General features: G+C 46.2%; 12 protein-coding genes and 1 riboswitch. Of the genes, 8 read left to right on the top strand and 4 right to left on the bottom strand.

All coding sequences use genetic code 11. The features are described from left to right. Positions 1-4: 4 nt before the first annotated feature. Positions 5-904 (bottom strand): LpxL/LpxP family acyltransferase, encoded by a 900-nt coding sequence (locus AOB49_RS00610; RefSeq protein WP_062306677.1) that lies wholly within the window; start codon positions 902-904, stop codon positions 5-7. Between the two features lie 25 nt (positions 905-929). Then, entirely contained in the window at positions 930-1,790 is an 861-nt protein-coding gene (locus AOB49_RS00605) for a lysophospholipid acyltransferase family protein (protein WP_062306673.1), read from the bottom strand. Positions 1,791-1,993: 203 nt separating this feature from the next. Between AOB49_RS00605 and metK the strand changes: the two genes are divergently transcribed. The 3 genes from metK (at position 1,994) to metF (ending at position 5,737) form a co-directional block, all read left to right on the top strand. Further along, positions 1,994-3,160, top strand: a complete 1,167-nt coding sequence (metK, locus tag AOB49_RS00600; RefSeq protein WP_062306671.1) for a methionine adenosyltransferase — start codon at positions 1,994-1,996, stop codon at positions 3,158-3,160. A gap of 79 nt (positions 3,161-3,239) precedes the next feature. Then, positions 3,240-3,345: riboswitch (S-adenosyl-L-homocysteine riboswitch) on the top strand. A gap of 61 nt (positions 3,346-3,406) precedes the next feature. Continuing rightward, entirely contained in the window at positions 3,407-4,858 is a 1,452-nt protein-coding gene (ahcY, locus tag AOB49_RS00595; RefSeq protein ID WP_062306668.1) for an adenosylhomocysteinase, read from the top strand. A 48-nt stretch (positions 4,859-4,906) separates the two neighbouring features. Then, a complete protein-coding gene (metF, locus tag AOB49_RS00590) occupies positions 4,907-5,737 on the top strand; it encodes a methylenetetrahydrofolate reductase [NAD(P)H] (protein ID WP_062306666.1) in 831 nt (276 codons plus the stop codon). Between the two features lie 8 nt (positions 5,738-5,745). Here the strand turns inward: metF and AOB49_RS00585 are convergent, their stop codons facing one another. Next, positions 5,746-6,363: a 5-formyltetrahydrofolate cyclo-ligase gene (locus tag AOB49_RS00585; protein ID WP_245640578.1), complete on the bottom strand. Its 618-nt coding sequence runs from the start codon at positions 6,361-6,363 to the stop codon at positions 5,746-5,748. A gap of 55 nt (positions 6,364-6,418) precedes the next feature. Here AOB49_RS00585 and AOB49_RS00580 point away from each other — a divergent pair, with 55 nt between their 5' ends. Genes AOB49_RS00580 through AOB49_RS00570 form a run of 3 tightly spaced genes read left to right on the top strand, consistent with a single transcriptional unit; the run spans position 6,419 to position 10,453 of the window. After that, positions 6,419-8,377: a lytic transglycosylase domain-containing protein gene (locus AOB49_RS00580; RefSeq protein ID WP_062306661.1), complete on the top strand. Its 1,959-nt coding sequence runs from the start codon at positions 6,419-6,421 to the stop codon at positions 8,375-8,377. 23 nt (positions 8,378-8,400) lie between these two features. Next, positions 8,401-9,309, top strand: a complete 909-nt coding sequence (locus tag AOB49_RS00575) for a complex I NDUFA9 subunit family protein (RefSeq protein ID WP_062306658.1) — start codon at positions 8,401-8,403, stop codon at positions 9,307-9,309. Between the two features lie 4 nt (positions 9,310-9,313). Beyond that, positions 9,314-10,453: a polynucleotide adenylyltransferase gene (locus AOB49_RS00570; protein WP_062306656.1), complete on the top strand. Its 1,140-nt coding sequence runs from the start codon at positions 9,314-9,316 to the stop codon at positions 10,451-10,453. 5 nt (positions 10,454-10,458) lie between these two features. Here the strand turns inward: AOB49_RS00570 and AOB49_RS00565 are convergent, their stop codons facing one another. Then, entirely contained in the window at positions 10,459-11,646 is a 1,188-nt protein-coding gene (locus AOB49_RS00565; RefSeq protein WP_062306653.1) for a class I SAM-dependent methyltransferase, read from the bottom strand. 25 nt (positions 11,647-11,671) lie between these two features. On the opposite strand from AOB49_RS00565, the gene AOB49_RS00560 reads away from it, so the two are divergent. Both AOB49_RS00560 and AOB49_RS00555 read left to right on the top strand, forming a co-directional pair. Next, on the top strand, positions 11,672-12,493 hold the full coding sequence (locus tag AOB49_RS00560) for an SDR family oxidoreductase (RefSeq protein WP_062306651.1): 822 nt from the start codon (positions 11,672-11,674) through the stop codon (positions 12,491-12,493). 45 nt (positions 12,494-12,538) lie between these two features. Continuing rightward, complete coding sequence (locus AOB49_RS00555) at positions 12,539-12,934, top strand: dihydroneopterin aldolase (protein ID WP_062306647.1); 396 nt, start codon at positions 12,539-12,541, stop codon at positions 12,932-12,934. Positions 12,935-12,948: the final 14 nt, after the last annotated feature.

Here is a 12,948-nt window from a genome sequence, read left to right as displayed (position 1 = left end):
CCAATTAGTTGTAAAGATTGGGCTCGCCAGGCGGCCTATGCTTGAAGCGCTTATGAACCCAATAGTACTCTGCTGGCCTTTCTCTAACAAGGTCTTCGATGTATTTGTTTAAGCGTGCGGTATCAGCTTGCACATCATCCGTTGGAAAGTTGGGAAGTGGTGCGCTAATGTTGCAGGTATAAGCTTTACGATCGGGATTCAAGGTGGTAGTCATGAGGCAAACTTCTGCACCACTGAGTCTGGCTAAGCGTGAGACCGAAGTGATCGTATTGGTTTGGATTCCAAAGAAGGGAACAAAAACAGAGTCGCGTGGACCAAGATCAATATCAGGCGCAATAAAAATAAAGTTACCCGTTTGAATTTCGCGAATCAAATCACGTAAGCGACTTTGACGCTCAATCGATTTACCACCGAAACGATTTCTCCATTCAATCATCTTTTGATTAAAGAATGGATTCTTCATATTTTGGTAGAGGCCAGCACCGCGTGGCCAATCATGCTGACTAGCCAAAACAGAAAGAGCCATGAAGCCACCCTCAAGACCTACGAAGTGAGGGTTGATTAAGAGTCGCGGCTTGCGATCACCAAGCGTAATTGCGGAGTTAATCGTAACGATGTCAGTAATCTGTTTTCCACTACCAAGCCAGATTCTACTTCTCTCAATCACGCTTCGCCCAAATAATTTCCAGTGCTCTAAAGCAAGCGCCTCAATCTGCTCTTCGCTGAGGTTGGGAAAGCAGAGACGAAGATTGGTTTTGACAACCTTTGCGCGCTCATTGGGTATGTGAGCAGCAAGCCAGCCTAGACCATAGCCAACATGAATAGTGATTGGGTACGGTAAAAAAGCAAACAAGCGCAAGAGATTTAGCGCAAGAAAATTAAATAGATTTTGTAACCAAGTCATCTTCAATAAATTATAAATTTATTAACTAATTGCTTGGTGGCAATTCCGCACCGCTGGGATGCTTGTAGCGGTTATAGGCCCAAATAAATTGATTTGGCGCACCCAATATCGCTTTTTCAATAGCGACATTTAATTTACCGGCGGCTAAATTAGAGTCTTCAGGAAGTGGTTGTAATCTCTCAGCTTGCATTAGCCAGCCCTTACCAAGCGCTTTGCGTTTAGCCGTAAACATGATTACTGGAGTGTTGTTGCGATTGGCGAGACGTGCGGGTAGCGGAGTTGTGTAAGCGGGACGCCCAAAGAAAGGGACCCATACACCCTCGCCTCCACTAGGCACTTGGTCTGGAAGAATGCCAATAGCCTCGCCACGAGTCAGTGCGCGTGTCATTTGACGAACCCCATTGAGGTTGGTGGGTACGAAATGCATATTGGGGTAAGCGCGACCCTCTTCAACTACCTCGTTGAGCCATGCTTGCCGTGAGGGTCGATAAAGGATCGTTGCTGGAAAGTGTTGGGCTAGCACTCTAGGGATGATTTCAAAGCCACCCAAGTGGGGCGTTAGCATAACTAGTCCGTGACCTTCGCTAATTGCTGCCTCGACTACATTCCAATTTTGTACTTCAACAAGCTCTAAGGCCTTTTGCGGGTTGCGCCAAATCCATAGACTATCGGAGAATAGTTGACCAGAGGCTGCCGCAGCCCTCCAGATCTGGAGCGGTAGGTGGTGACTCTTAACTACAGCCTCATATTGCGAGCGAAAAAGTGAGCGATAGTGTTTAGAGGCCACATAAGCCAAAATTCCCAAGGCGCCCCCAATAATCTGCACTAGAGATAGTGGTAGCAGGGCAATAAAATTGAGAACGAGCTTGAGAAGTAGTTTGCGCACCCTCCAATGATATTCAATGCGGGCCTCAGGGCCAAATTTCCTGTTCTTGTTGATAAATAGGGCATTTTTCAGATAGAATCTTCACATCGCTGAGTTAAGACAACTTGCAGGGCGATTCAAAAATTCTGCTAAAGCGTCGCCGTTGTGGTTCCTGGCACGTGGAGTTGTCCTCTAGATCGTGTTAATTTTTAAAGGAATATGCAATGGCAAATGATTACTTCTTTACCTCAGAGTCTGTCTCTGAAGGCCACCCCGATAAAGTAGCGGACCAAATCTCTGATTCGATCTTGGATGCCATTTTGGCTCAGGATCCAACAGCGCGCGTTGCTGCGGAAACTTTATGTAATACCGGCTTGGTTGTGCTTGCGGGTGAGATCACCACTAACGCCAATGTGGATTACATCCAAGTAGCCCGTAATACTTTGCGCGAAATCGGCTATGACAACACAGCGTATGGTATTGACTACAAGGGCTGCGCTGTTTTGGTTGCTTATGACAAGCAAAGCCCCGATATCGCTCAGGGTGTTGATAAGGCGCACGATGACGGCTTAGATCAAGGTGCTGGCGACCAGGGCCTCATGTTTGGATATGCTTGCGATGAAACTGCGGAGCTAATGCCTTTGCCAATCCATTTGTCACACCGCTTAGTAGAGCGTCAATCTCAATTACGTCGTGATGGCCGTTTGGATTGGTTGCGCCCTGATGCAAAATCTCAAGTAACGTTACGTTATGTAGATGGCAAGCCCGACTCTATCGACACTGTTGTGTTGTCCACTCAGCACGATGAGGATATCTCGCTCGAGAAATTACGCGAAGCAGTGATTGAAGAAATCATTAAGCCAGTATTGCCTAAGCATTTGATCAAAGGCGCTATTAACTTTTTGGTAAACCCAACAGGTCGATTTGTTATCGGTGGTCCACAAGGTGATTGCGGTCTAACTGGCCGTAAGATTATCGTAGACACCTATGGCGGTGCAGCCCCTCATGGTGGCGGTGCATTTTCTGGGAAAGACCCATCAAAGGTTGACCGTTCTGCAGCTTACGCTGGTCGTTATGTTGCCAAGAACGTAGTTGCTGCTGGTCTGGCAAGTAAGTGCTTAATTCAAATCTCTTATGCAATTGGTGTTGCTAAGCCAACTTCAGTGATGGTGAGCACCTTTGGTACTGGCAAAGTCTCTGATGAAAAGATTGCGCAATTGATCTCTGAGCACTTTGACTTGCGTCCAAAGGGTATTGTGAAGATGTTGAACCTCTTACGCCCGATTTATCGTAAGACTGCAGCTTATGGCCATTTTGGTCGTGAAGAACCAGAATTTACTTGGGAGCAGTGCGATAAAGCTCCTGCATTGCGTGCGGCAGCTGGTCTGTAATCTGCCTTCTAGGCAGCAAATTCGCAGTATGTTGATGTATTGAAGCGAAATATGGCGAAATTGATTACAATTTCGCCATACCTTCAAGGAGCGTTGCAAGGAATGCTGAGAACCAGCGTTTCCCCAGGCTTGAAGGGAGTGGACTCCTAAACGGAGTTTGCTAATTGCAACTGCGCTCGCTAACCCATGATTCAATGGCTAGCGAGTTTCCACTCCAGCATTGGATCGTATTTAGCTGGAGCATTCATGAATACCGTTTCTGATTTCAATTTAAAAGATTTTGTGGCAACTCGTTGCGCAATTGCGGACATTTCTTTGGCTGATTTTGGCCGCAAAGAAATCGCCATTGCTGAAACCGAAATGCCTGGCTTGATCGCAATTCGAGATGAGTTTGCTTCACAGCAACCATTGCGTGGCGCACGTATTACTGGTTCATTGCACATGACCATTCAAACTGCGGTGTTGATCGAGACGCTTGAGGCGCTTGGCGCTGAAGTGCAGTGGGCATCATGCAATATTTTCTCAACCCAAGATCATGCAGCCGCCGCGATTGCTGCAAACGGCACGCCTGTATTTGCCATCAAAGGCGAAACTCTTGAGCAATACTGGGATTTCACCCATCGTATTTTCGAATGGGCTGATGGTGGCTTCACTAATATGATTTTGGACGACGGTGGCGATGCCACTTTATTGTTACACCTTGGAGCGCGCGCTGAGAAAGATCAGGCTTGCTTAAATCATCCAACCAGCGAAGAAGAAACAATCCTATTTGCAGCCATCAAAAAGAAATTGGCGCAAGATCCAACTTGGTATTCCACACGCTTGGAAAAAGTTAAAGGTGTTACTGAAGAAACCACTACTGGTGTACATCGTCTGTATCAGATGTTTGCCAAAGGTGAATTAAAGTTCCCAGCAATTAACGTGAATGACTCTGTTACTAAGAGCAAGTTTGACAACCTCTACGGTTGCCGTGAATCTTTGGTTGATGCGATTAAGCGTGCTACCGATGTGATGGTTGCAGGTAAGGTTGCCGTAGTTTGTGGTTACGGTGATGTGGGTAAGGGCTCTGCACAAGCTCTTCGCGCTTTATCTGCTCAGGTTTGGGTAACAGAGGTAGATCCAATCTGCGCCTTGCAGGCTGCAATGGAAGGCTATCGTGTTGTAACAATGGACTATGCTGCTGATAAAGCGGATATTTTTGTTTCAGCAACTGGTAACTACCATGTCATTACACATGACCATATGGTGAAAATGAAAAATCAAGCCATCGTTTGTAACATTGGCCACTTTGATAACGAGATTGATGTTGCTGGCATTGAAAAGTACAAGTGGGAAGAGATTAAGCCCCAAGTAGACCATGTAATTTTCCCAGCGAGTAATGGTATGCCTGAGAAGCGCATCATCATCTTAGCAAAGGGTCGCTTGGTAAATCTTGGTTGCGGTACTGGACATCCTTCATACGTTATGAGCTCTTCATTTGCAAATCAAGTGATTGCCCAAATCGAATTGTGGAATGCTGTTGGCACAGATAAGTACCCGATCGGTGTTTATACCTTGCCTAAGCACTTGGATGAGAAAGTTGCTCGTTTGCAGCTGAAGACTCTAAATGCAGAATTGACAGTATTGTCTGATCAGCAGGCTGCCTATATTGGCGTAACGAAGGAAGGCCCATACAAGGCTGACCACTATCGTTATTAATCTGCGTTAGCGCTCGATATTGTTAATTAGATACACAGGCCCAAGATCATGGAATTAAGCGTCGAATTCTTCCCCCCAAAAACACCTGAGGGTGAGAGTAAGTTGCATCTCGTGCGTGAGCGTTTGACTGAAACACTCAAGCCCGCGTTTTATTCTGTGACTTTTGGTGCCGGTGGCTCTACGCAATCTGGCACATTAAAAGTAGTGAGCGATATTCATGCCGCTGGTGCGGCTGTTGCTCCCCATTTATCTTGTGTTGGTAGCTCACGCGAAAGCGTGCGCGAGATGCTGAAGCAATATCAGGCTTTGGGCGTTAAGCGTATCGTGGCATTACGTGGTGATTTGCCATCTGGGATGGGTCAGTATGGTGAGTTTCATCACGCAAATGAGTTGGTCGAATTTATCCGCACAGAAACTGGCGATTGGTTTCATATTGATGTTGCTGCTTACCCAGAAACTCACCCTCAAGCGAAGTCACCTGCAAGTGATGTGGATTTTTTTGTTCAGAAAGTGAAAGCGGGCGCTGACTCTGCTGTGACTCAATATTTTTACAATAGTGATGCGTATTTCCGCTTTGTAGATGAGGCCTATGACTTGGGTGTTACTCAGCCAGTGATCGCTGGAATTATGCCGATTACCAATAGCACTCAGCTGCTGCGTTTTTCAGATGCTTGTGGCGCAGAGATCCCGCGTTGGATTCGTTTACGTTTGCAGTCTTATGGGGATGACATTGCCTCAATTCGCGCATTTGGCGAAGAGGTGGTAACGGATCTTTGCGATCAGCTTTTAACCGCAGGCGCTCCTGGCTTACATTTTTACTCCCTAAATCAGGCAGATGCCGTATTGGCAATTGCTGATAACTTGGATTTAACAAAGTAGGCTATTGCCTAGCAACGCAATCCTGATTCCGTTAGAAGCATGTCTAAGGGCTCATCATGAGTTTGAGCTGCCCATTGGGCATCATTGAGTTTTTGCCAGTCAAATCCAATCCCAATGCAAATCAGCTCGGGATTTTTTTTTCTGAGCTGGGCTAGAGTTCTATCAAAGTACCCGCCACCATAGCCTAGACGCCAATATTGGGTCTTAGAGCCTTCTTGAGATTGAGACCATCCAACACAGGGAATCAAAATACAGTCTGGAGTGACTTGAGGTCTACGAGGGTTATTGGGATCAGGTTCTGGTACACCGTGGCGACTTGGAATAAGGAGGTCGCCCTCTTGCCAGGCATAAAAATCCAAATGTTTATCGGGGCGCGCAAAAGGAAGAGCCAGTGTTTTGCCTGCACTACTCTCGGTCCAGGCCAATAGAGTGGGTCGTAGGTCAAGCTCATCTTGTATAGGGCAATACAGGGCAATGGATTGAATTTGAGCATCATAAGCGCCTAGAAAACTAGCTAGACTAGCTAGGATGGCTTCTCGTGCCATGGGATAGCTTACGCTAGCCGCAAACTGCTTCCTTTGGGCCAGTAAGTCCTGCCGTAGCGATTTTGGAGAATTGCCGTGCATATCAACCATTATCAGGCGAAAATTAAGAGATATAGTAAATCGATAAGGCAAGACGGTGAAAAAGAGGTTTGATGTTTTTAGTGGCTGGCAAAAAAGAGTGGGCGGAATTTTATTTCTGGCTCTGGCAGTTTCTGCGCCTAGCATTTCTGCAGAAAAGGCTAAGAAAGCTGTTCCCGCCAAAGAAAGTAGAGCCTCCGCCTTTGAAATTACAGAAGGTGATCGTACCTTTATTGAATTACGTGAGGCCGCCAAAAGAAATGATGTGGCTCGTGCACAAACCTTGGCTGCCAGCCTCACGAATTACCCATATGATGATTACGTAGCTTATTTCCGCATCAAACCCCAGTTATTTGATAGTGCTGGCGGCGCTCGGTCGGACAGCAATGCAGACTCTCAGGTTGTAGCTTTTTTAAATCAATACCAAGGTACTGCGCTGGCCGATCGGATGCGCAATGACTGGTTGCTTGTTCTGGGTAAGCGTAAAGATTGGTCTCGCTTTGATGCTGAATATTCCAAATTTGTTTTGGATGACGACACTCAAGTGAAATGCTATTCCTTGCAGTCGAAGCTGGCTCAAGGTGAGAATCCTACAAAAGTTGCAATTGATGCGCGCGCCATATTATTGGACCCACGTTATTTTGGTCAGGCTTGCCAAGAGTTAGTGCCTATTTTGGTTGGCGCCGGAGGTATGACGCCGAGCGAAGCAAAAGCGATTGGTCGCGCTGCTAGCGAGATGGGCTTTGACACTATGTCACGACGCTTGGGTGGTGAGGATCCTATTGCTGAGATTGTTAAATCTGCTAAAGCCGACCCTGCAAAAGCGTTTAAAGATTTTTCACAAAATGCCTCTCGCTATAGCAAGGAAAATCAGGCGGTAGCTTGGGGCGTAATTGGTCAATTCCTCGCAAAAAAATTGGATCCCAATGCAGATGATGCATATCGTCTTCAACAGGAGCTAGGCTACAACGAACTCTTATCTACCGAAAGTCAGGAGTGGAAGGTGCGTGCAGGTTTGCGTGCTAAGGATTGGACGCTGGTTAAGAATGCAATTGAAGGTATGAATCCGGCGGTGCGTAGCAAAGATCCTGCCTGGACTTATTGGTATGCGCGCGCATTAAAAGTAGAGGGCCAAAATGAAAAGGCTCGTGAAAATCTCGAGCTCGTGGCTGACCAGTACAACTTTTATGGGCAGCTTGCACGGGAGGATCTGGGTAAATCGAATCATGCGCCTGCGCGTACTAAAGTTAGCGAGGCTGACATTGATGCTATGTCTCAACGTAAGGGCTTTATCCGTGGCGAACGCTTTTATGCCATGAATTTACGTTTTGAAGGTAATCGCGACTGGAATTGGGAGTTGCGGAATATGAGTGATAAGCAATTACTCGCAGCAGCTGAGTATGCTAAGCGCATCGGCTTATATGACCGTGTTGTAAACACGGCGGATCGTACTAAGCAGGAGCATGACTTTAGTTTGCGCTACCCAACGCCTTTCCGTGATGAGCTATCCCCGATTGCCAAGCAAATTGATTTGAACTTGGCTTGGGCTTATGGATTGATTCGTCAAGAGTCACGCTTCATCATGAACGCTTCCTCATCAGTTGGTGCTTCAGGCTTGATGCAGGTGATGCCCAATACGGCAAAGTATGTAGCTAAGAAAATTGGTATGACCTCGTATACTAATGACAAGCTTGCTGACACCAACACCAATCTCACTTTGGGTAGCAATTACTTAAATATGGTTTTGGTTGATTTGGATGGTTCCTGGGTTCTGGCTTCTGCAGCTTATAACGCCGGCCCATCACGCTCCAAGTCCTGGCGTGAAAAACTCACCAGCCCTACTGAGGGCGCGATCTTTGCGGAAACAATTCCATTTAATGAAACGCGCACCTATGTAAAAAATGTTTTAGCCAATGCAACGTATTATTCATCAGTGATGCATGGTCAGGCACAGTCTTTAAAGCAGCGTTTAGGTGTGATTACTCCTAAAGCGGCAAACACATCTGAGCTACCTTAGTATTTCAATTACATTGGAGTTTTATGAAATATGACATTCTGCTAATTGGCGGTAACGGTTTTGTAGGCCGGGTACTAGCCGCTCAATTACAGGCGGCCGGATATTCTGTTCTATTGCCGACTAGACACTTAGCATCCGCGCGTGAATTGCGTATGTTGCCGAAAGTGCATTTGGAAGATGCTGATGTGCATGAATTTGATTCCTTGCAAGAACTTTGCTCACGAATTAAACCGGGTGGGGCAGTCATTAATTTGGTGGGCGTATTACATGACAAGCCTGCTCAGCCTTATGGCAAAGTGTTTAAAGCGGCTCATGTAGAGCTCCCAAAAAATATCATTACTGCTATGCAGCTGCATGGCCTCAAACGTTACTTGCACATGAGCGCATTAGGTGCGGATTCAAATGGCCCATCAATGTATCAGCGCAGCAAGGGTGATGGCGAGAAAGCGGTTAAAGCCAGTAATTTAGACTGGACTATTTTCCGGCCATCGGTAATTTTTGGCGAGCAAGACCAGTTTATTAATTTATTTTCGAAGCTCACTAAATTATTTCCGGCGATGCCTTTGGCAAACTCTGGGGCACAGTTTCAGCCGGTGAGCGTGGACGATGTAGCTAGCGCATTTACCAAGTCTCTGAAAATGCCATCGACCATTCATCAATCTTATGATTTGGTGGGGCCTACTGTGTACACCATGAAAGAGATCGTGGAGTTTGCCGCACGTAAGGTGGATACAAGTTGCATGATTATCCCTGTTCCTGCATTTGTGGGATATTTGCAAGCCTTAGCATTTGAGTTCTTGCCTGTGCCAACATTAATGTCTCGCGACAATATTGCTTCAATGCAGCTGCCTAATATCCTTCCTCTTCATAGTGTGGACGCTTTGACTACGGTGTTTGGTATAAGTCGCCGTACCCTAGAAGGCATGAAATAAGTCCATGAAGATCTACGCTGTTGGTGGCGCCATTCGGGATACCCTCATGGGTTTACCAGTGCATGATATTGATTATGTAGTGGTGGGTTCTAGCGTAGAAGAGATGATTGCCCAAGGCTATCGTCCAGTTGGCAAGGATTTCCCTGTTTTTTTGCACCCAGATACTCAAGCTGAATATGCTTTAGCTCGTACAGAGAGAAAAACAGGCAAGGGCTACAAAGGTTTTATGTTTTATGCCGATCCTAGCGTTACTTTGGAGCAGGATTTAGAGCGCCGAGATTTGACAATCAATGCTATGGCGCAAGAAGTGGATGAGGAGGGCAAATGGATTGGCCCAATTCTGGACCCCTTTAATGGGCAGCAAGATTTGGCTGCGAAAGTATTTCGTCATGTCTCGGATGCATTTGCGGAAGATCCATTGCGTTTATTACGTATTGCGCGTTTTGCAGCGCGTTTTCCGGAATTCACGGTTGCTCCAGAAACAATGGATGCTTTGCTGGCTATTGTTCAATCTAATGAATTATCAGCACTCTCAGCCGAGAGAATCTGGCAGGAGTTGGCTAGAGGATTCACTGCTAGTAAGCCAATGCGAATGTTCCAAGTTCTGCTAGATGCTGATGCAGCCAAGGTATTACTACCGTCAACACTGACATCCTGTTTGGCTAAAGAAGAATTTCGTGAACAGCTCATTGCAAATTTGCATGGAGCAGACAATTGTCTGGAAGATCGCTGCGCTGTAACACTCATGCATTTGCCTGCTAGTGAAATTCGCTCATGGGCAGAGTGCATCAAGATGCCAAATGAAGTTCGTGATTTCAGTGAAATATTTAGTGAGCTCAATTCACTAATTGATAAGACGGCTGGTAAGGCAAGTGGCACATATCAGTCTGCAGATATATTAGCTTGGTTTAATCGTGCAGACGTTTGGCGTAAGCCTGATCGTGCAAATGCTTTATTGGATTTAGCAAAGCGTATTGGCCTGAATGTCAGCGTTTTAATTTCAGCAATGCAAAATGTTCAATCGCTCAACACGGCCGAAATTATTGCTGGCATTCCTGCGAATGACCGTACGAATGGCGAGAGAATTCGGGACGCAGTCGATGCCGCAAGACTCTCGGCAATTACTGCAGCGTTAACTACCTAACCAATTTACAGTCGGTTCCTGCCTCGAAGGCCAGGCAAGTCTTCTAAGGCATAGTCTGGCAAGACATCAGATATTTTCTTTGAGAATGCAAAGACTTTGAAGAGCTCGCCCATCTCCGCTTCAGATAATAGTTTTTGTAGCGAGTTCGAGATGGGTAAGAAAGTTTCTGGATTGCTAGGGTCGCCAACTTCTAGCGCAATATCGCCAATGCCGGCATCTAGTAGGTAACTTGCTTGGTTATTTAGATACACATCATCCACTTCTTCCTCGAGTGCGCTGCGTGCAATCTGTGACCATTCGACGTGGGTTGTTAAATCACATAGTCCCGGCAGGTGAAATGGATCTTGAATGGCATGATGGCGATGGTGCGCCATGAGTGTGCCTTCTAGGCGTTGTGGGTGGTAGTACTCGCTCTTCGGAAATCCGTAATCAAATGTGAGAAAGAGTCCGGTATCGATTTGCTTGGCTACTTCGCGCATCCAAGCATTTGCAGCTGCATGCAATTCTGTAACGTAGCCTTCAGAAAAGTTTCCAGTTAGCAGGGTCTCTGGAAGCAGAGACTGCTCAACGGGCTTTCCTGTCGACCAAGCAAGCTTGCCATCAATTACCGCGACCCCTTGTTGATACCAAAAGCCATTTTGAAAAATGATGGCCTCACAAGGAATGGCGTCTATTACCTCGTTAGCCAGAATGATGCCTTTGAAGTTGTTAGGCAAGGAACTTAACCAGCTGCATTGAGTAGGTAGGTCAAACTTTTCTGCAAGTTGCTTGAGGCGTTCTTCTTGTCTTTGAGCTAGGTCTGCCGAGATCTCGATGATGTCGTAGCGATCTAAGGAAAAGCCTAGATCGTGCAGTCTGATGAGAATGGATTCAGCAAGTTTCCCGGTGCCGGCGCCAAACTCCAGAATCTGGGAGGGAAGCCCTTGCGCTTGAAGGCCCTCCAGAATCGGCAACAGGGTTTCTACAATCGCAGCGCCAAATAGAGGGGAGAGCTCAGGGGCTGTAGTGAAATCACCGCCTGCGCCCAATTTATGGGCTCCAGCGCTGTAATAACCCATGCCTGGCTCATATAAAGCCATTTCCATGTACCTTGAAAAGGGCATCCAGCCGCCATTAGAGGCGATTTCTGCCATTATTTTTTGACTAAGAAGCTCGGTATGAGCCGTTTCAAGGCTGGTCAAGGTAATATCCATAGCTCGCTAGTCTAAGAGAATTTAAGTGAACTTGAGTTCAAACCTACAACCTGAGCAAAATAAAGCAGTTTTAGTGACGGGCGCTGCCAAGCGTCTTGGTCGAGAAATTGCCTTGGAATTTGCTCGTCAGGGCTGGGATATTGCGATTCACTATGGCCAGTCTGCATCAGATGCTCAGGCTACCATCGCAGAAATCCAGGCTCTTGGGCGTAAGGCTGTGGCATTTAAGGCTAACCTCGCTAGCGAAGCAGAAATCCACTCCCTGTTTACCGCGGTGATAACTGAGTTTAAAAGCCTCCAGTGTCTGGTGAATAGCGCTTCGATCTTTGAATACGATCGCGCAAATTCAGATATTCCGCTCAGTAGTAAAAGTTTGCAAGAGCATATGCAAGTCAATTTAGCTGCTCCCATCCTGCTCTCACAGCTGATGTTTGAATATCAAAAGAGCTGGACAAAGAATGCAAGTAAGAGTGACTTATCAATTCCTTCAGTTATTCAATTGCTCGATCAAAAATTAATTAATCTCAATCCAGATTATTTGTCTTACACATTATCTAAAGCTGCGCTGCTCACTTCAGTTGAGGTGCTAGCAGTAGATTTTGCTCCGCACTTGCGGGTGATTGGTTTGGCTCCTGGTATTACGCTGACTTCGGGCGATCAAACTGAAGCAGGCTTTACCAAGGCGCATCAAATGACCCCTTTAGGAAAATCTTCAACGCCGAGCGATATCGCTAGGGCAGCAGTATTTTTGGCTAGTTCAAACGCGATCACTGGAACTACTTTATATGTGGATGGCGGCCAACACTTGCTTCCGTCTTCACGCGATGTGATGTTTAAGACAAGTTAAGAATTCAATCCAGAATCAAAAGTTAAAAAGAGTTAATACAAATTTATGCATGCCATTCTTTCTCACCCAGCACTTGCTGATTGCCGCCGCTTATTTTTGCGTGACTATGAAATCTACATCAATATCGGTGTGCATGATTTTGAAAAGAAGGCTGAGCAGCGTGTCATTCTGAATGTTGATCTCTACATTCCTTTAAATATGAACACCCCTTCTAAAGATCTATTGGAGGAAGTTGTAGATTATGACTTCATGCGTGAGACCATTAAGGCGCGGTCTTCCCAGGGGCATATTCATTTACAAGAAACTTTCTGTGATGACATCGTGACTGCCATGCTGCAACATCCAAAAGTCATTGCTGCTCGCGTTAGTACCGCTAAACCAGATGTCTATCCAGATTGCCACTCGGTTGGGGTTGAAGTATTTCGCATGAAGCAGGCCTAAAAGTATTGAGAGAA

Source organism: Polynucleobacter sinensis (assembly GCF_001595985.1).
In the GTDB taxonomy this organism is placed as follows: Bacteria; Pseudomonadota; Gammaproteobacteria; order Burkholderiales; family Burkholderiaceae; genus Polynucleobacter; species Polynucleobacter sinensis.
Note: the sequence above shows the minus strand (reverse complement) of the source record. Positions and strands in the feature narration are given on the sequence as shown.

Coding starts and splice junctions, on each gene's coding strand:
- AOB49_RS00610 (WP_062306677.1), bottom strand. CDS start 904: ATGACTTGGTTACAAAATCTATTTAATTTTCTTGCGCTAAATCTCTTG.
- metK (WP_062306671.1), top strand. CDS start 1,994: ATGGCAAATGATTACTTCTTTACCTCAGAGTCTGTCTCTGAAGGCCAC.
- ahcY (WP_062306668.1), top strand. CDS start 3,407: ATGAATACCGTTTCTGATTTCAATTTAAAAGATTTTGTGGCAACTCGT.
- metF (WP_062306666.1), top strand. CDS start 4,907: ATGGAATTAAGCGTCGAATTCTTCCCCCCAAAAACACCTGAGGGTGAG.
- AOB49_RS00585 (WP_245640578.1), bottom strand. CDS start 6,363: ATGCACGGCAATTCTCCAAAATCGCTACGGCAGGACTTACTGGCCCAA.
- AOB49_RS00575 (WP_062306658.1), top strand. CDS start 8,401: ATGAAATATGACATTCTGCTAATTGGCGGTAACGGTTTTGTAGGCCGG.
- AOB49_RS00570 (WP_062306656.1), top strand. CDS start 9,314: ATGAAGATCTACGCTGTTGGTGGCGCCATTCGGGATACCCTCATGGGT.
- AOB49_RS00565 (WP_062306653.1), bottom strand. CDS start 11,646: ATGGATATTACCTTGACCAGCCTTGAAACGGCTCATACCGAGCTTCTT.
- AOB49_RS00555 (WP_062306647.1), top strand. CDS start 12,539: ATGCATGCCATTCTTTCTCACCCAGCACTTGCTGATTGCCGCCGCTTA.